The sequence below is a fragment of the Litorivivens lipolytica genome (genome assembly GCF_014191715.1).
Classification (GTDB): Bacteria; Pseudomonadota; Gammaproteobacteria; order Pseudomonadales; family Spongiibacteraceae; genus Litorivivens; species Litorivivens lipolytica.
Genome location: NZ_JACHWY010000001.1, coordinates 48502 through 67821 on the forward strand (window position 1 = coordinate 48502; position 19320 = coordinate 67821).

General features: G+C 54.9%; 13 protein-coding genes. 8 read left to right on the forward strand and 5 right to left on the reverse strand.

All coding sequences use genetic code 11. The features are described 5' to 3' along the window. Positions 1 to 180 precede the first annotated feature (180 nt). Both aceE and aceF read left to right on the forward strand, forming a co-directional pair. The gene (aceE, locus tag FHR99_RS00220) at positions 181 to 2856 is read left to right on the forward strand and encodes a pyruvate dehydrogenase (acetyl-transferring), homodimeric type (protein WP_425488587.1); all 2676 of its coding nucleotides are present in this window, start codon (positions 181 to 183) and stop codon (positions 2854 to 2856) included. A gap of 17 nt (positions 2857 to 2873) precedes the next feature. Beyond that, entirely contained in the window at positions 2874 to 4514 is a 1641-nt protein-coding gene (aceF, locus tag FHR99_RS00225; protein ID WP_183408535.1) for a dihydrolipoyllysine-residue acetyltransferase, read from the forward strand. A gap of 85 nt (positions 4515 to 4599) precedes the next feature. Here the strand turns inward: aceF and aceK are convergent, their stop codons facing one another. The 4 genes from aceK to FHR99_RS00245 form a co-directional block, all read right to left on the reverse strand. Beyond that, positions 4600 to 6318, reverse strand: coding sequence for a bifunctional isocitrate dehydrogenase kinase/phosphatase (aceK, locus tag FHR99_RS00230; RefSeq protein WP_183408536.1), 1719 nt, complete (start codon positions 6316 to 6318; stop codon positions 4600 to 4602). A 230-nt stretch (positions 6319 to 6548) separates the two neighbouring features. Then, positions 6549 to 7583 carry an LLM class F420-dependent oxidoreductase gene (locus FHR99_RS00235; protein ID WP_183408537.1) on the reverse strand — a complete coding sequence of 345 codons (1035 nt, stop codon included), beginning with the start codon at positions 7581 to 7583 and terminating at the stop codon, positions 6549 to 6551. Positions 7584 to 7620: 37 nt separating this feature from the next. Continuing rightward, positions 7621 to 8127 carry a ribonuclease E activity regulator RraA gene (rraA, locus tag FHR99_RS00240; protein WP_183408538.1) on the reverse strand — a complete coding sequence of 169 codons (507 nt, stop codon included), beginning with the start codon at positions 8125 to 8127 and terminating at the stop codon, positions 7621 to 7623. Positions 8128 to 8317: 190 nt separating this feature from the next. After that, entirely contained in the window at positions 8318 to 9916 is a 1599-nt protein-coding gene (locus tag FHR99_RS00245) for an isocitrate lyase (protein WP_183408539.1), read from the reverse strand. Positions 9917 to 10265: 349 nt separating this feature from the next. On the opposite strand from FHR99_RS00245, the gene FHR99_RS00250 reads away from it, so the two are divergent. Both FHR99_RS00250 and FHR99_RS00255 read left to right on the forward strand, forming a co-directional pair. After that, positions 10266 to 12446, forward strand: coding sequence for a malate synthase G (locus FHR99_RS00250; protein WP_183408540.1), 2181 nt, complete (start codon positions 10266 to 10268; stop codon positions 12444 to 12446). Positions 12447 to 12611: 165 nt separating this feature from the next. Beyond that, positions 12612 to 13568, forward strand: a complete 957-nt coding sequence (locus tag FHR99_RS00255) for a LysR family transcriptional regulator (protein ID WP_183408541.1) — start codon at positions 12612 to 12614, stop codon at positions 13566 to 13568. Positions 13569 to 13627: 59 nt separating this feature from the next. Here the strand turns inward: FHR99_RS00255 and FHR99_RS00260 are convergent, their stop codons facing one another. After that, positions 13628 to 14860, reverse strand: coding sequence for an acetyl-CoA C-acetyltransferase (locus tag FHR99_RS00260; RefSeq protein ID WP_183408542.1), 1233 nt, complete (start codon positions 14858 to 14860; stop codon positions 13628 to 13630). A gap of 213 nt (positions 14861 to 15073) precedes the next feature. On the opposite strand from FHR99_RS00260, the gene FHR99_RS00265 reads away from it, so the two are divergent. The 4 genes from FHR99_RS00265 to FHR99_RS00280 are packed head-to-tail and all read left to right on the forward strand — an operon-like array spanning position 15074 to position 19314. Next, complete coding sequence (locus FHR99_RS00265) at positions 15074 to 15538, forward strand: FKBP-type peptidyl-prolyl cis-trans isomerase (RefSeq protein ID WP_183408543.1); 465 nt, start codon at positions 15074 to 15076, stop codon at positions 15536 to 15538. A 46-nt stretch (positions 15539 to 15584) separates the two neighbouring features. Then, complete coding sequence (locus FHR99_RS00270; RefSeq protein ID WP_183408544.1) at positions 15585 to 16340, forward strand: HAD-IIB family hydrolase; 756 nt, start codon at positions 15585 to 15587, stop codon at positions 16338 to 16340. Positions 16341 to 16358: 18 nt separating this feature from the next. Next, positions 16359 to 17588, forward strand: coding sequence for a glycosyltransferase family protein (locus FHR99_RS00275; RefSeq protein WP_183408545.1), 1230 nt, complete (start codon positions 16359 to 16361; stop codon positions 17586 to 17588). A gap of 19 nt (positions 17589 to 17607) precedes the next feature. After that, complete coding sequence (locus FHR99_RS00280) at positions 17608 to 19314, forward strand: sugar phosphorylase (RefSeq protein ID WP_425488609.1); 1707 nt, start codon at positions 17608 to 17610, stop codon at positions 19312 to 19314. Positions 19315 to 19320 lie beyond the last annotated feature (6 nt).

Genomic DNA, 19320 nt, shown 5'->3' on the forward strand with positions numbered 1-19320 from the left:
CAGCCCACAAGGCGATAACCCGCAAGCTGGCCAGGTGATTACCTTCACTCAGGCAACCATTCAGTCGTCTGACGGCGGATTCCCGCGCGTCGCGAAATCGAAGGTGCAGAAGGTGGTTACACAGGCCACAATGGGTCTAAGGCGACCCATCACACTGACACTCGATGGAAGGACGGTTTCATGCTGCAAGAGCTTGAAGAACTGCGCGAGCAACTGCGCGACGATTTAGACCCCCAGGAAACGGAAGAATGGCTGGATGCGCTTGACGGGGTATTGCGCCACCAAGGCAAGGCGAGAGCCGCTTACTTGCTGAAGATGCTGGTGCGCCATGCGGCCCAGCAAGGCACCAAACTTCCCCCGGCCATTACCACGCCCTTTCGCAATACCATTGAACCCACCGCTGAAAAGCGAATGCCCGGCGACCTGTTTATGGAGCGTCGTATTCGCTCTCTGATTCGCTGGAATGCGCTGGCGATGGTGATGCGCGCCAACGACAACAACGAAGGTCTGGGTGGCCACATCTCGTCTTTCTCTTCTGCCGCAACGCTCTATGACGTTGGCTTTAATTATTTCTTCCGCGGCGGTGATAAACCGGACCTGATTTACTATCAGGGGCACAGCGCTCCCGGCATGTATGCCCGTTCCTATCTCGAAGGGCGACTCAACGAAGACCAGCTCGATAACTTCCGCCGTGAAGTCGATGGCGATGGTCTATCGTCCTACCCCCACCCGTGGCTGATGCCCGACTACTGGCAGTTCCCGACCGTGAGCATGGGCCTTGGCCCGATCCAGGCGATTTATCAGGCTCATGTGATGAAGTATCAGGAAAGTCGAAGCCTGGTAGAGCAGGGCGACCGCAAGGTCTGGTGCTTCCTCGGTGACGGTGAATGTGATGAGCCGGAATCCTTGGGCGCGATTGCGCTGGCAGGGCGCGAGCAGCTGGATAACCTGATTTTTGTTGTGAACTGTAACCTGCAGCGTCTGGATGGGCCGGTGCGCGGCAACGGCAAAATTATTCAGGAATTGGAAGGTGTATTCCGCGGTGCCGGCTGGAACGTCAACAAGGTGATTTGGGGGCGGCATTGGGATCCACTGCTGGAAAAAGACAAAGACGGCTTCCTCAAGCGTCGCATGAATGAAGTTTGCGACGGCGAGCTGCAGAACTACAAGGCCAATGGTGGCGCCTATACCCGCGAGCATTTCTTCGGCAAATACCCTGAGTTGCTGGAGATGGTGAAGGATCTGTCGGACGACGACATCATGTACCTCAATCGTGGTGGCCACGATCCTTACAAAGTTTACGCGGCCTACGCCAATGCGGTGGAACATAAAGGTCAGCCTACCGTTGTGCTTGCCATGACCGTAAAAGGCTATGGCATGGGCAAGGGCGGTGAAGCCCAGAATGAAACCCACGGAGTTAAAAAGCTCGATCTGGAAAGCCTGAAAAAATTCCGCGATCGCTTCGCTGTACCCATTTCCGATGCGGAACTAAAAGAAGTGCCGTACTACCGCCCGGCGGAAGACAGTCCGGAAATGGTCTATATGCGCAAGCGCCGTCAGGAGCTTGGCGGTTATCTGCCGGCGCGCAAGGCGGATTTCGACGCGCTGCAGGTGCCGACGTTGGAGGATCTCAACGGCCAGCTCAAGGGCAGTGGCAAGCGCGAAATTTCCACCACCATGTCTTTTGTTCGAACCCTGTCGTCTTTGGTGAAACACAAAGGCGTGGGCAAGGTGGTTGTGCCTATCGTTCCCGATGAGGCGCGCACCTTTGGTATGGAAGGCATGTTCCGTCAGCTCGGTATTTACTCCTCACAGGGCCAGCGCTACACGCCTCATGACGCTGACCAGATCATGTACTACAAGGAAGACAAAAGCGGTCAGATTCTGGAAGAGGGGATTAACGAAGCCGGTGCCTTCTCCGCCTGGCTGGCAGCGGCAACCTCCTACTCGAATCACGGTCTGCCGATGATTCCGTTTTATATTTTCTATTCCATGTTCGGCTTTCAGCGGATTATGGATTTGGCCTGGGCAGCGGGTGATTCCCAAGCGCGCGGCTTTCTGATGGGCGCGACCTCCGGGCGAACGACGCTCAACGGTGAAGGTCTGCAGCATCAGGACGGTCACAGCCATCTGATGGCGAATATGATCCCCAACTGTTTGTCCTATGATCCGACCTACGCCCACGAGCTGACTGTCATTCTGCAAGATGGCATGAAGCGGATGTATCAGGACAAGGAAAACGTGTTCTATTACGTCACGCTGATGAATGAAAACTATCATCACCCGGAAATGCCAAAGGGTTGTGAAGAGGGCATTATCAAGGGGCTCTATCTGCTCAGCGAAAGCAAGCAGAAGAAGGCCAAGCACAAAGTTCAGTTGATGGGCTCCGGCACGATTTTGCGCGAAGTGGAAGCGGCGGTTGAAATCCTCGCCGACTACGGCGTAGCCGCTGATGTGTGGAGTGCAACCAGCATTAACCAGCTACAGCGCGATGGCGCGAATTGCGAGCGCTTTAACCTGATGCATCCGGATGAAGAGGCACAGGTGCCTTATGTGTCGCAGATGTTGGACGGCCGCGATGGGCCGGTAATCTGCGCGACGGATTACATCAAATCCTACGGTGAGCAGATTCGCCCCTATATCAACAAGCGCTTTGTGGTCTTGGGGACCGATGGCTTTGGGCGTTCTGACACGCGCTCCAAACTGCGTCATCACTTTGAGGTTGATCGCAGTTTTGTTGCCTTGGCAGCCTTGAAGGCGCTGGCTGATGAGGGCGAGATTGAAAGATCTGTCGTCAGCAAGGCGATTCAGAAGCTGGGCATCAACCCGGATAAACCCAACCCACTCTACGCGTGAGCGTTAAGGACAGAATCGTGAGTAAAGAAACTATCAAGATTCCCGATATCGGTTCCGAGAGCGCGGAAGTCATTGAAATCAGCGTGGCCGTGGGTGACGAGGTTGCGGCTGAAGACTCGCTGGTGGTGCTGGAATCCGATAAAGCCTCAATGGAAGTGCCTTGCCCGAAGGCTGGCAAGATCACGGCTATTTTGGTGAAGGAAGGGCAGAGCATCAGCGAGGGCGATGATCTGGTTGAGATCGAGCTTACCGGCGAAAGCGACGAATCGGCAGAACCGGAGCCGGCTGCCGCTGAATCAAAAACCGAGGACAAGCCTGCCGCTGAAGAGGCTCAACCTGAAAGTGCCTCGGATGCGGAAAGTAGTGGCGCTTCGCAAACCGTCACAGTACCCGATATCGGCACCGATGACGAAGTGGATGTGATTGAAGTCTGTGTGGCGGAAGGCGATGAGATCAGCGAAGGTGATTCGCTGGTGGTGCTGGAGTCCGACAAGGCGTCCATGGAAATCCCCTCGCCCTATAGCGGAAAAGTTGAATCCATTGCCTTAAGCGTTGGTGAGAAAGCGAAGAAGGGTGATGATCTGCTGGTGATGCAGGTGGCGGGTAGTGTGACTTCAGAAAAGCCTGCAGCAGAAGAAAAGCCAGCACCAAAGCCTGAGCCTGACAGCAAAGCTGACGCTCCAAAATCCGCAGAAAAGCCTAAATCGGAAACGCCCGCTCTGGCTGAGAAGGCCAGTAAGGCCCCAGGCGGCGAAGTCTATGCAGGCCCGGCGGTGCGTAAATTGGCGCGCGAGTTTTCCATCGACATTAAAGCCGTCACTGGCAGCGGTCCCAAAGGGCGCGTGCTGAAAGAAGACTTGCAGGCTTACGTCAAAAATCTGGTGGAAAACAAATCACCTGCCGCCAACGGTAGTGCCGGAGCTGGTATTCCTGCGGTACCTGAAGTGGATTTTGCGCAGTTTGGTGACGTAGTTACCGAGCCGGCTAGCAAGTTGCACAAGCTCACTGCGGCTAATATGCATCGCAGTTGGCTTAATGTGCCGCACGTTACCCAATGGGATGACGCAGACATCACCGAGCTCGAAGCCTTTCGCAAGGGGCTTAAGGCGGAAGCAGAAAAGAAAGGGGTGAAAATGACTCCTCTGCCTTTCCTACTGAAAGCCTGCGCGGCTGCATTGAAAGCCAATCCGAAGTTCAACGCTTCTCTGGCGGACAACGGCGAGACGCTTGTCTTTAAACAGTATGTTCATATCGGTATCGCGGTGGATACGCCCGCCGGTCTCGTGGTGCCGGTCGTGCGCGACGTCGACAAAAAATCCCTGTGGGAGTTGGCTGAAGAAACCGCTCAACTTGCAGCGAAGGCCAAGGATCGCAAACTCAAGCCTCAGGAAATGCAGGGCGGTTGCTTTACCATTTCCAGTCTCGGCAATATCGGTGGTCTCGGCTTTACGCCCATTGTGAATACCCCGGAAGTAGGGATTCTCGGTGTGTCAAAACTGACGGTGAAGCCGGTATGGAATGGTTCGGAGTTTGTGCCGCGGGAAATGCTGCCCTTGTCGCTCTCTTATGACCATCGCGCTATCAATGGCGCCGATGCCGGGCGATTCTTCAGCACTTTGAATGAGGTGTTGGGAGATATTCGGCGCTTGCTTCTGTAAGGAGCCCCCTCACCCTCACCCTCACCCTCTCCCTCTCCCTCTCCCTCTCCCTCTCCCTCTGGGAGAGGGCTGGGGTGAGGGTATGTCAGCGTTGCTGAAAACGCTGCTTTCTTCGGTAAGGGAACAGATCCGGCACAAAACCATTGCGAATCTTGTCCTGCAAGTCCTGCCACCACTCCGGGTCGTACAGATCGCTGTGCAGCTCGTCAAAAACCTTCTTGGCCCGCTGGTTACCCGAGAAAAACAGCCGGAATTCTTCCGGAAAAACATCTTCCGGTTTAACTTCATACCAGGGCTGGGTCGCCATGGCCTGTTCGTCGTTTTGCGGTTCCGGCAGCGAGCGGAAATTGCAGTCCAGCAGCGGGCAAATTTCGTCGTAATCGTAGAATACGACGCGACCGTGACGGGTTACCCCGAAGTTTTTCAGCAGCATATCGCCGGGGAAGATATTGTTTGAGGCAAGTTGCTTGATCGCGTTGCCGTATTCATCCATTACGCTGTAGAGCTGATCGTCATCGCACTCTTTCAGGTAGAGGTTGAGAGGCGTCATCTTGCGCTCGATATAGACGTGCTTTAACACCAGCGCGTTGCCGCTTTCTTCGATTTTTGATGGCGCTTCCTTGATCAGCTCGGCCATCAGTTCGTCAGAAAAACGACGACGGTCAAACGCCAGGTTGTTGAACTCTTGGGTATCGGCCATGCGACCGCCCCGGTCCCAGCGTTTTACCAGGCTGTAGCAGGCTTTTACGTGCTCCTGTGTCATTTCCTTGGGCGGGGTAAAACGATCCTTGATGACCTTGTAGACGTAGTCGAAATCCGGGCGGGTAAATACCAGCATCACCATACCCTTGATACCCGGTGCGATGATGTAAGGCGCATCGCTGCTCAAGGTATCATCCACCGCAAAGCGGAAGAATTCCGTCTTGCCGTGCTTCGGCATACCCATGGCGTTATAGAGTTCGAACACCTCCTTGTGCGGCATCAGCTTGTGCAGGAAGGCCACGTATTCTGAGGGGATCGAGGCGTCGACCATAAAGTAGCTGCGGGCAAAACTGAACACGATACTGATATCGTCGGGATCATAGAGCAGGGTGTCGACATAGACCGAGCCCTCGCCACTGTTTTGAATGGGCAGTACAAACGGAATGCTTTGGTCGCCGCAGACCACTCGGCCAACCAGATAGGCCGCCTTATTGCGGAAGAACAGGGACTCGAGGGTTTCTGCGCGCGCCCGATAATTTTCGGTGTCGAGCTTGGGCAGCAATTCGCGTTCGACCACATCCATGATGTAGCCAATATCGCGTTCCTGATCTTCCCAGGGAATATTGAAGTGGCAGTTCTCGAGCATTTCGCGAACCACATCGCGACCGTCACCGCGAAATGGGTACACATGAATTATGCGCTCGCTGCCTTCGGGTTTATAGCCTTGTGGCGCAGAGACGAAGGCGTGCTGATCACGCACCTTTTCGTGCTCGAAGATATAGCAGTAGATGGAATTGAAAAAAGATTGGGCAATTTCAAAGTTCGGATGGTGTTGGATAAGCTCTGAGAACTCCGCTTTGGCAATTTCCCAGTTCTCGCGATCATAAATACAGCCAGCGGTAATCGTCGTGACCGCCTCGGCGACGATTTTACGTTTTTGCTTCCACAGCTCCAGTCGGTCACGCATGGCAATCTGGGCAGCCTGCCAGTCAGCGGCTTCAAAACGTGCCTGGGCGCCGAGGGTGATGTTCTTGTATTCCGCGAAGAAGGCGTCAAAGCCATTGAGAATAGCGAGTGCTAGGCGACGAGTTACGGTAGTCACTGGAGGAAGGGCTCCGAAAGCTAAAAGGGGATGATAGCGAAGGTGGCGCGATCCGTCATTGCGAACGTCAGTGAAGCAATCTCCCGGGCCTTACGCCGACAAAACACTCCGTCATTGCGAGGAACGAAGCAATCTCTTGGATCTGGCAGAGACTGGTTGAGGTTGCTTCGCTAGCGCTTAGCATGCCCCGCGAAGCGTTGTGGGTACGCAATGACGGTGGGATCTAGCCCTTACAGCAGAGCATCTGCCAAAATAGGCAACACTTCTGGCTGCTGGGCATTGATCAGCAAAGTGCCGACCTCGCCTCGCGCGCCGGCGGCCTTCCAGTCCTGAGCGCGCTCACGAATGCGGGCTTCCGGGCCGACCAGCGCGATTTCATCAACAAGCTGGTCTGGTACTGCATTGCGGGCCTCGTCTTTCTTGCCAGCCAGATACAGATCCTGAATCTTCTCCGCCGCATCGCCGTAACCCAGACGGGTAGCGTAATCGGTGTAGAAGTTCTTGCCCTTGGCACCCATGCCACCGATGTACAGGGACAGGAAGTCTTTGATGAAGTAGCGGCAACCGTCGAGATTGTCGTCCATTACCACACCCACGGTGGGAGCAACGTCGAAGTTGTCCATGCTGCGGCCGCTTTTGGCAAAGCCACGGTCCAGATCTTTCTTCAGTACGTCGAATTTCTCGGGAATCATAAACACCGGGAACACACCGTCAGCCACTTCCGCAGAGTTGGCCAGACCGGCTGGCGTAATAGACGCCAGATAGATAGGGATATTCGTGTTGCCGTGCAGGATGGATTTCAGCGGCTTGCCGAGGCCGGTAGTGCCTTCACCTTTCACCGGCATTTGATACATCTTGCCGTCAAACTCAACCGGTGCATCGCGCTCGAAGATCTTGCGCATGATCTGGATGTATTCCTTGGCGCGGGTGACGGGTTTGCCGTAAGGCACGCCGTGCCAACCTTCAACCACCTGCGGGCCGGAAGCACCTAGGCCCACCAGAAAACGGCCATCAGACAGGTGATCCAGCGTATTGGCAGTCATCGCCGCCATGGCAGGGGTGCGCGCCGGCATCTGCATGATGCAGGTGCCCACTTTAATCTTGGTGGTCTGGGCCAGAATCCAGGCGGCGGGGCTGACGGCGTCGGAGCCATAGGCTTCCGCTGTCCATACAGAGTCAAAACCGAGGGATTCAGCTTTCTTGATCAGATCCATCGGGATAGTCAGTTTCTTGCCGGAGTAACCCAGCATCATTCCCAGTTTCATACTCACTCCTTGCGACTTGTTATATTCGGGCTGGGCTTCAGCCCTCATCACCCAGATCGGTCAGTTTCAGTGATTCGTCAGCAACAATAACACCGGTGCGATCCGCATAGATGAAATTGCCGGGTTGCACTGTGAGGCCAGCAAATTGCAGATTCACGCCCGTGCGACCTTCGCCGCGCTTTTCGGTTTTGCGCGGAATACTGCCCAGCGCCATCACGCCAATATTCATATCTGCGATCTCTTCCAGATCGCGAATATAGCCGTACACGATAATGCCTTTCCAGCCATTGTCCAGCGCCATGCGCGCCAACTTGTCGCCCAGCAGTGAACGACGGGGTGAGGCACCACCGTCAACCACCAGCACCTTGCCCTCGCCATTGGTGCGCAGGGATTCACCGACTTTGGAGTTGTCTTCAAAACATTTAACAGTGGCTATTTCGCCGTAGAAATTTTCGCAGCCGCCGTAGTGGCGAAATACCGGCTCGGCAACCTGCACCTTTTCGCCATAGGCATCGCAGAGATCGGGGGTAGAGATGGTTGTCATAAAACCTCCAAACGCGTTGGGTAGTTAGAGACTCGTCATTGCGAGCAAAGCGAAGCAATCTGTTGAATGTGGCACAAGTCCAGAGAGATTGCTTCGCTTTGCTCGCAATGACGGGGGGTTTAAAAAGCCCGAAACAAAAAAGGGGCGACAAATGTCACCCCTTTCAGACCTTACGGTGTAGCGTACACCATTAACCGAATTGGTTCATGGTGTTGTCTTTACCGCCGGCTTTCAGAGCAGCTTCGCCAGCGAAGTACTCTTTGTGGTCGTCACCGATGTTAGAACCAGCCATATCCTGGTGCTTAACAGTGGCGATGCCCTGACGGATTTCCTTACGCTGAACACCTGCTACGTAGGCCAGCATGCCTTCGTCGCCGAAGTAACCTTTGGCCAGGTTGTCGGTAGACAGGGCCGCAGTGTGGTAAGTCGGCAGAGTGATCAGGTGGTGGAATACACCAGCTTCACGCGACGCGTCGCGCTGGAAGTTCTGACACCACTCGTCGGCCAGTTGGCCCAGCTCGGTGTTGTCGTACTCTTCGCTCATCAGCTTGGCGCGATCGTAGGCAGAAACGTCTTTGCCTTCTTTTTCCCAAGCATCGAATACCTGCTGGCGGAAGTTCAGGGTCCAGTTGAAGGACGGGCTGTTGTTGTAAACCAGCTTGGCGTTGGGAACCACTTCTTTGATGCGGTTTACCATGCCAGCGATCTGACCAACGTGGGGCTTCTCGGTCTCGATCCACAGCAGGTCGGCACCGTTCTGCAGGCTGGTGATACAGTCCAGAACAACGCGGTCTTCGCCAGTGCCCGGCTTGAACTGGAACAGGCCAGAAGGCAGACGCTTCGGCTTGAGCAGCTTGCCGTTAGACTTAATCACAACGTCGCCGTTGTTGATTTGAGATGCGTCGTCGATGTACTCGCCATCGAGGAAGCTGTTGTACTGGTCGCCCAGATCGCCCGGCTCATTGGTTACCGCGATTTGCTTGGTCAGGCCAGCACCAAGAGAGTCGGTACGAGCAACGATAACGCCGTCGTCGATGCCCAGCTCCAGGAAGGCGTAGCGGCAGGCACGGATCTTGGCCAGGAAGTCCTCGTGAGGAACGGTTACTTTACCGTCCTGGTGACCACACTGCTTCTCGTCAGAAACCTGGTTTTCGATCTGGATACAGCAAGCACCCGCTTCGATCAGTTTCTTGGCCAGCAGGTAAGTGGCTTCTGCGTTACCGAAACCGGCATCGATGTCAGCAATGATCGGCACAACGTGAGTTTCGTAGTTGTCGATCTTGTTGATGATTTCGTCTTCTTTGGCTTTGTCGCCAGCTTCGCGAGCGTCGTCCAGAGCGCGGAACAGGTGGTTCAGTTCCCAGGCGTCAGCCTGCTTCAGGAAGGTGTACAGTTCGCGGATCAGGTCAGCAACAACCGTCTTCTCGTGCATAGACTGGTCGGGCAGAGGACCAAACTCAGAGCGCAGAGCAGCAACCATCCAGCCAGACAGGTAGAGGTAGCGCTTGTCGGTTTTGCCGAAGTGCTTCTTGATAGAGATCAGCTTTTGCTGACCGATGAAACCGTGCCAGCATCCCAGAGACTGGGTGTACTTGCTGGTGTCAGCATCGTATTCGGCCATGTCTTTACGCATGATGCCGGCGTTGTACTTGGCGATGTCCAGGTGGGTGTTGAAGCGGTTTTGCAGCTTCATGCGCGCAGCCGCTTCGGGCTTGATGTCGCGCCAGGAGTCACCCATCTGCTCACGCAGTTTGGCGATGTGTTCGATAGTTGAACGATAGTCAGACATGATCGATCCCTTCTTGTGTCGAATGGAGTTGACGGATGCCGCGTATTCTAGGGTTGGGCAGTTGATTTATCTAATTTATAGACTCTATATCGAGTATTTTCTAGATAAATAAAATCTTCCCCATCACTCAGGGGAATTCTTGCCAACAAAAAGGATTGTAGACAGCGCTGTGGCGACTATAAATGAAGGCAGGGCGGTCAATCACGGTAGTATTGGTCATTCTTCAAATGAATTGCGCGGATAATATGGATTAATTTGTGAAATTATCCTGCGATCGCTAACATGCCCGCAAACTCCGGCTCCCGGACAGCGGGGCATTTGTATCTAAGACCTGTATTAAGGAGCAAGCATGTCTTCATCTACTACCAAGCGTGTCGAACACAGCGGACTGCAGATCGCAGAGGTGCTGTATCGCCTGGTCAACGAAGAAATTGCACCGGGCACCGGAATCGAGCCTGATCACTTCTGGTCGCAATTCGCGGCCATCCTCAAGGATCTGGCCCCCAAAAACAAGCGTTTGTTAGCCGCCCGCGATGAAATGCAGGCGACGATCGATAATTGGCATCGCGAAAACCCGAACTTCGACGCTGGTCAGTACCGCAGCTTCCTTGAAGACCTCGGTTACCTGCTGCCCGAGCCGGCCAATGTTGAAGTCACGACATCTAATGTCGATGCGGAAATTGCCACGCTGGCAGGCCCGCAGCTGGTGGTACCGGTAATGAACGCCCGTTACGCCCTGAACGCGGCCAACGCGCGCTGGGGCAGCCTGTACGACGCGCTCTACGGCACCGACGTGATTCCCGAAGATAACGGCGCCGACAAAGGTAAAGGCTACAACCCGGTTCGCGGCAACAAGGTTATTGCCTACGCCCGTAAATTCCTCGATACCCACACACCGCTGGCATCCGGCTCTCACGCCGATGCGACCGGCTACGCCGTGGTTGATGGCGCACTGCAGGTGAGCTTGAAAGACGGCAGCACCCAAGGCCTGAAAAATGCCGATCAGTTTGTGGGCTACGCCGGTGATACCGCCAAGCCGACCAATATTTTGCTGATCAACAACGGTCTGCATATTGATATTCAGATCGACGCTGAACACCCCATCGGCAAAACCGATGCCGCCAACGTGAAAGATGTTGTGCTGGAAGCGGCCCTGACCACCATTCAGGACTGCGAAGACTCGGTCGCTGCGGTAGATGCCGAAGACAAGGCCGTGGTTTACGGCAATTGGCTGGGTTTGATGAAGGGTACGCTGGAAGAGTCGCTGGAGAAGGGTGGCAAAACCATTACCCGACGCCTGGTAGATGACCGCGAATTTATAGCCAAGGACGGCAGCAAACTGACCCTTCATGGTCGCAGCCTGCTGTTGGTTCGCAACGTGGGTCACCTGATGACCAATGAAGCGATTCTGGATGCGGACGGTAATGAAGTACCGGAAGGCATTATGGACGGTATGGTCACCGCACTGGCTTCCATGCACGATCTCAAGCGCACCGGCAAGCTGAGCAACTCTCGTGAAGGCAGCGTGTATATCGTTAAGCCCAAAATGCACGGTCCTGAAGAAGTCGCCTTTGCGTGCGAACTGTTCGATCGCATCGAAGATGCGCTGGGTCTGACCCGTAATACCCTGAAAATCGGCATCATGGATGAAGAGCGCCGCACCACGGTGAACCTGAAAGCCTGTATTGCGATGGCCAAAGAGCGCGTGATCTTTATCAATACCGGCTTCCTGGATCGCACCGGTGACGAAATTCACACCAGCATGGAAGCGGGCGCCTTTGTACGCAAAGCCGACATGAAGCAGCAGGCCTGGATCAAGGCTTACGAAGACTGGAACGTGGATATCGGTCTGGAGTGTGGCCTGTCTGGCAAAGCCCAGATCGGTAAAGGCATGTGGGCCATGCCCGATGAAATGGCGCAGATGATGGACGCCAAGATTGGTCACCCGAAAGCTGGCGCCAACTGTGCCTGGGTGCCGTCACCGACCGCTGCGACCCTGCACGTAATGCACTACCACGATGTGAGCGTGGCTGATGTTCAGCAACAACTGGCCGAGCGTCAGCGCGCAGCACTGGACGATATTCTGACGATTCCGGTAGCCAAAGACACCAACTGGTCAGCCGAAGAAATCCAGAACGAACTGGACAACAACGCGCAGGGCATTCTGGGTTACGTTGTGCGCTGGATCGATGCCGGTGTTGGCTGTTCCAAAGTGCCTGACATCAACGATGTGGGCCTGATGGAAGATCGCGCAACCCTGCGGATTTCATCTCAGCACATTGCCAACTGGCTGCGCCACGGCGTCTGCTCTGAAGAGCAGGTGATGGAAACCCTGAAGCGCATGGCCGAGGTGGTGGATCGTCAGAACGCGGGTGATCCTGAGTATGTCAACATGGCGCCGAATTTCGATGACAACGTTGCTTTCCAGGCTGCCTGTGACCTGGTGTTCAAGGGCACTGAGCAACCGAACGGTTACACCGAGCCGGTTCTGCACGCCCGTCGCCGAGAATTGAAAGCCAAGCGCGCCTGATCGAAAGTATCAGGGCGCTCGGCTCAACCGACTTCATACCTGTCAGTGTGAGGCTTGCCCGGCTAATTGCCGGGCTTTTTTTTACTTTTTCCATTATTTCCATTGTATGACGCTTCTGGTTTAATGATTTCCCATAATTATTAGCATCATCGAGGCATTAATCTTATGAATTTATCCCGCGTTGACCTCAATTTGCTGGTGTATCTGGACGTACTGCTGCGCGAAAAGAATGTGACCCGCGCTGCTGAGCAGCTCGGCATTACCCAGCCGGCATTGAGCAATGGTTTGCGTCGACTGCGGGAACTGTTTGGTGACCCCCTGCTGGTACGTACCAGTGAAGGTATGACTCCCACCGAGCGGGCCAATGAGCTGCAACCGCAGGTGCGTGGCATTCTGGCGTCGGTCGAAAAAGCCGTGCTGCCGGTAGCGGAATTTGACGCCAAATCCAGTTCACGGGTGTTCCGGATTATGGCGACGGACTACGCGGAATCTACCCTGCTGGCGCCGCTACTGAATAAACTGCGCGACGAAGCGCCGGAAATTACCCTCGATATTCTCACCCCCTCAGACGTTTCCTTTCAGGATCTGGAGCAGGGCAAGATCGATATGGCGATCAACCGCTTCGACCAGCTGCCTCAGTCCTTCCATCAGGCTACCGTCTGGCGTGACAGCTTTTCCTGTTTGATGAGCGCTGATAACCCGGTGCTGGAAAACTTCGATCTCGACGCCTACCTGCAGGCCAACCATATCTGGGTCAGCAAGACCGGTATGGGTGTGGGTCGGGGTATGAATACCAAAGATCCCCAGCGTTTGGGTTGGGTGGATGAGGCATTGGCTGAATCTGGCCACACACGCCGTATTCGCCTGTTTACCCGCCACTATCAGGTTGCCGCCTTGCTGGCGGGTCAGCCTGACCTTATTGCTACATTGCCCACGCAGGTAGCTCGCCTGCACGCAGAAGATAGTCGTCTGGCGATTCGCAAACCGCCGTTCATGATTATTCCGATTGAGCTGAAGATTGCCTGGAGCCCCTTGCTCCAGCACGACCCCGGCCATATCTGGCTGCGCCGTGAGATTGTTGATCTGGGGCAGCGCATTATTCAGGACACACCGAATCGCTGATTTTGATGGAAAAGGATTAGAAAGCGGGCCGAAAGGCCCGCTTTTGCAATGCGAGCCGCTTACATACGCTCGATGATAATCGCCGGTGCCATACCGCCCGCCGCACACATAGTCACCAGACCACGCTTCAGATCACGGCGTTCCAGCTCATCCAGCAGCGTCCCTATCAGCAGTGAACCGGTGGCGCCGATGGGGTGACCCAAGGCAATCGAGCCGCCGTTGACGTTGACCTTGCTGCGATCCAATTTCAGGTCGCGAATATATTTCTCCGCAACCACCGCAAACGCCTCGTTGATCTCGAACAGATCGATATCGTCCAGCGTCAAACCGGCCTTGGCCAGCACCTTTTTGGTGGCGGGCACCGGAGCGTTCAGCATCAGGGTGGGAGAGTCGCCCATATTGGCCATGGCAACCACTTTGGCGCGGGGCTTGAGGCCGTGTTTTTTCGCATAGCTGGGGGAGGTCATCAGCAGAGCGGCAGCACCGTCGACAACACCGGAGGAATTGCCGCCGTGGTGCACGTGATTGATTTTCAGGTCCGGGTAGACCTTGTGAATCAGGCTGGCGTAGGTGGTGCCCGCCTCATCCAGCGGGTGATTGGCCAAGCCTTCAAAGGCGGGCTTCAAGCCAGCCAGAACCTCAGCGGTAGTGCCTGGGCGAGGAAATTCCTCGCGATCCAGCGCCAGTGTGCCATCGTCGTGATAAACCGGCACGAGGCTCTTGTTGAAATAGCCTTTTTCAATGGCGTTGGCGGCATTGGCCTGACTGGTGGCGGCCAGTTCGTCCAGCGCTTCCCGGGGAATGCCTTCCAGTGTGGCGATGGCATCGGCGCAAACGCCTTGCTGGGGCTGGGGGTGCATCTCACGCAGTACCAAGTTGCCGTTATCCATAAACATGGGGGCATCGTTACCGTTGCCGTAGGTGGACATCATCTCGGCGCCACCGGCGATCAGGCAGTCTTCAAAACCGGCAGCGATATTCGCCGCTGCCAGATTGACGGCAGTTATGCCTGAGCCACAGAAGCGATCCAGAGTCACCGCGCTGGAGCGGATATCGTAGCCGGCAGCCAGCGCCGACATGCGTCCCAGATCATTGCCCTGGGTGCCACGCTGGGAGCTGCAGCCCCAGATCACATCGTCCACATCCGCGGTGTTGAGATTGTTGCGCTCGGCAATGGCCTTCAACACGGTCGCACCCAGTTGCTGAGGGTGGATATTGGCCAGTGAGCCTTTGCCAACCTTGCCAATGCCGCGCGGGGTGCGGCAGGCATCTATAATCCATGCTTCTGTCATGTAATGACCCTACTGTGAGAATGGTGACAAACGATTGTGCCTAAGCGGCAAAACCCCTCAATGATAGTTGCGCTCATTCAGCTGGCAGTTTGTTACAAAAAGCGAGCTACACTCAGGTAATCAGAGGCGTGAATTGCGGCAATTCCGCCGTTTTCCGTGACCTCAAGGCCACAAAATGGCATCCTGTACGGCTAATCAACTCAAGAGGTTAATATGAAAATTGCAAACAACTGCGTCGTCTCCTTCCACTACACACTGACGGATGAAGACGGCCAGACGCTGGACAGCTCTGAAGGTCGCGATCCGCTGGCCTATCTGCACGGCCACAATGGCATCATCCCCGGCCTGGAAAACGAGCTGACTGGCAAAGAAGCCGGTGACGCGCTGCAGGTTGTGGTTCAGCCTGCTGACGGTTACGGCGAAATCAACCCTCAGCTGCTGCAACAGGTTCCTCGTGAAGCCTTTCAGGGTGTAGAAAGCATTGAGCCGGGCATGCAGTTCCAGGCTCAGGGCGAGGGCGGTCAGGTTCAGATGGTTGTCGTGCGCGAAGTGACTGACGAAGCGGTTCTGGTTGACGGCAATCACCCGCTGGCCGGTCAGGTGCTGAACTTTGACGTGAAGATTGATTCAGTGCGCGAAGCGTCTGAAGAAGAAATCTCCCACGGCCACGTTCACTGAACGAGCCTTAGGCCGCTGTGACTGATCGCAGCGGCTGCTCCTCTCTATGCTGGTTGTATCCGACCTCGATGGCACTCTGCTCGACCACCATACCTACTCCTTCGAGCCCGCCAAACAAGCCCTGACCGAACTCGCTCATCGCAATATCCCCGTTGTGCTCAATACGAGTAAGACGCGCACCGAATTGGTGCAAATACTCTCCGACTTACAACTGACAACGCCCTACATCGTCGAAAATGGCTCGGCAATCTACAGCGCCGACGGCCAGCAGTGCGATGTGCTCGGCAAGCCGCGAGAAGTGCTGCTGAAGGCCCTCGATCAGGCTCGCGAGCAGGGCTTCAGTTTCCAAAGTTACCGCGACTTCGGGCTGGCTGGCGTTATCGAACATACAGGTCTTGATCAGGCGGCGGCTGAAGCCTCACTTGCCCGGGAATTTACCGAACCGCTCATCTGGAAGGGCTCAGCAAAGCAGCGATCCAGTTTTGTGCATTGGATTCAGGCACAGGGATTGCAGTGTCTCGAAGGCGGGCGTTTTCTGCATGTGATGGGGCGCTGCGATAAGGGCGTGGCCATGCAGCGTTTGATAAAAACCTACTATCCTGAGAATGAGGGACCGGTTGTTGCGCTGGGCGACAGCGATAACGACACCGCCATGCTGGCGCGAGCCAATATAGCGGTCTGCATACGGCCGGCATCGGGTGAGCGGCTCGCACCTGCTACGCGGGGCACCATTATCCACACCGAGGCCTTTGGTCCGGAAGGCTGGGCAGAAGCGCTGAACGACATACTGAAAAACCGATAACACAAGGAACTCGACGGCATGGGCGATTTTTATCAGGGCGGAATGGTTGCAACCCTGCACAATCTGGTTGACCGGCCGCTGGAAGATTTGGAAGCAGATCTAGTGGAGTTTTCTAAGTCACGTCCTATGACGCTGGTATTGCCCAGTCTCTTTTCCGAGCTGAGAGCTCAGGCGCTGGAAGACATCATTCAGCATCTTCGCAAGGTGCCTTACCTGAGTGAAATTGTGATTGGCCTTGATCGGGCCGACGCGGAAGAATTTGCCGAGGCAGTCAAGTATTTTGGGCGACTGCCACAACACCATCGCATACTCTGGAACGACGGCCCGCGTCTGAAAGCGCTTGATCGGCGTCTGCAGGATGAGGGGCTCGCACCACAGGAACCCGGAAAGGGGCGCAATGCCTGGTATTGTCTTGGCTATGTGTTGGCCTCCGGCCGGGGCAAAGCGATCGCGCTTCACGATTGCGATATCGTCACCTACGAACGCCTGCTGCCAGCGCGACTGTTTTATCCGATTGCCAATCCCGGCTTCAGTTATGAATTCTGCAAGGGCTACTACGCGAGAGTCACGGATACCAGTATCAATGGCCGGGTCAGTCGACTGCTGGTTACCCCGCTGGTGCGCTCTCTGAAAAAGATCTATCCCAACACCGATTATCTCGATTACCTGGACAGTTTTCGCTATCCCTTGGCCGGTGAGTTTTCCATGCAGGCAGATGTCGTCGGTGACCTGCGCATCCCCAGCGATTGGGGGCTGGAGATTGGTCTGCTGTCAGAGGTGTATCGCAACTATTCCAGCAACCGATTGTGTCAGGTGGATATTGCGGATCGTTACGATCACAAGCATCAGGACCTGTCGGAGCACGATGACGGCGGTGGTCTGTCAAAAATGTCGATTGATATTACCAAGGCCGTTTTCCGCAAACTGGCCATCAATGGCGCGGTGTTCTCAAATGAAACCTTCCGCTCCATCAAGGCAACCTACTATCGCACCGCCCTGGATTTTGTAGAGATGTACTACAACGACGCGCGTATGAATGGTTTGAATCTGGATATTCACCGGGAAGAGCAGGCGATCGAACTGTTTGCTGCGAACATTGTGAAAGCGGGCAATATCTTTCTTGAAAACCCTATGGAGACGCCCTTTATCCCTAGCTGGAATCGGGTGGTTAGCGCGATCCCAACGATACTGGAGGATCTGAAAGCAGCCGTCGAGGCCGACCGCGAGGAGTTCGCCGGGCGTGAATAGTCGCAGTGACCTGTCCCTCCTGCAGGCGACCTTATTGAGTCAGCTCGGGTTTCTTTACGGAGAGGACCGAGCCGACAGCTTGTGTAAAGAGGTTGTCGAGCTATTCAGCTTCAATGAGTCAACCGAAGGGCCGCCTCCCTTCAGCAATCACTGGGATCAAAATGATGTCTGGGTGATCACCTACGGCGACAGCATTCAGCGGGAACCCGACCCTCCACTTCAGGTGTTGAAGCAATTTCTCGACAGCCATTTGCAGGGCGTTGTATCTGGCGTTCACGTGTTGCCGTTTTTCCCCTACAGCTCAGATGATGGTTTTTCTGTTATCAACTATGCGGAAGTGAATTCTTCGCTAGGTGACTGGCAGGACATCGAAGCGCTGGCGCGCAATTACAGTCTCATGGCCGATTGCGTGATCAATCACTGCTCCAGTCGCAGTCTCTGGTTTGATAACTTCAAAAAAGGCGAGGGCATCGGTTCGGATTATTTTTTCGTGGCGTCGCCAGACGACGACTTGAGTCAGGTGGTGCGGCCACGCACCAGCCCCTTGCTGCGCGAAACCGAAACCGCCGATGGCATAAAGCATGTCTGGTGCACCTTCAGTCACGATCAGGTCGATCTGGATTTTCGCAATCCGAAGGTACTGATGGAGTTTCTCTCCATCATCAAACTCTACATGGGTCGAGGCGTTCGCATCTTCCGTTTGGACGCCATCGCCTTTCTCTGGAAAGTGGCGGGCACAAATTCATTGAATCTGCCGCAGACCCACGAAGTGGTGTGCTTGATTCGAACGGTTACCGAGCACTACCGCAATGACACGGTGATTATTACCGAGACCAACATTCCAAACCGGGAGAATCTCAGTTACTTCGGCAACGCCAACGAAGCGCATGTGGTTTACAACTTTTCCCTGCCACCACTATTGCTGCATACGCTGTTAAGTGAAAACTGCAGCTACCTCAAAAACTGGCTGATGAGTATGCCGCCGGCGCAATACGGAACGACTTACCTGAATTTCATTGCTTCGCACGATGGCATTGGTTTGCGCCCAGCAGAAGGTTTGCTGAGCGATGAGGAATTGTCGCAGGTGGTGAAAACGATAGAGGGCTTCGGCGGCAAGATTTCCTGGCGTGCTCTGGAGAACGGCGAGAATCGCCCCTACGAGTTAAATATCAGCCTGTTCGATGCGTTGAAGGGAACTCATGATGGCGAGGACGACTTTGCTGTCGAGCGTTTTGTGTGCGCACACAGCATCATGTTGGCACTGGAAGGCATTCCGGCATTTTACATTCACAGTCTATTCGGCACCCGCAACGACTATAGGCGTCTGGAAAACACCAGTCACAATCGTTCGATCAATCGGCATCAGTGGCAGTGGCACGAGCTGGAGTCAGCCTTAACAGAGGAGGGGATTCACAAAGCGGTGTTTGAACGATTGCAGTTCTTGATCAAACTGCGCCGCACCCAGCGGGCCTTTCATCCCAACGCGACTCAGTACACTCTGCATATCAATGATCAGGTATTTGCATTCTGGCGTCAGAGTGCGGACCGACGCCAGAGTATTTTTGCCTTGCACAATATTTCACGGCAGCCGCAGCACATTAGTCTCACCCAGTTAAATCTGATTGCCACCAATGACTGGTTTGACCTGATCAGTGGCGAGGATATGTCTGATCTTAAGGGAAGTATTGAACTGGCGCCTTATCAGTGTTGCTGGATCAGTAATTAAATTCAG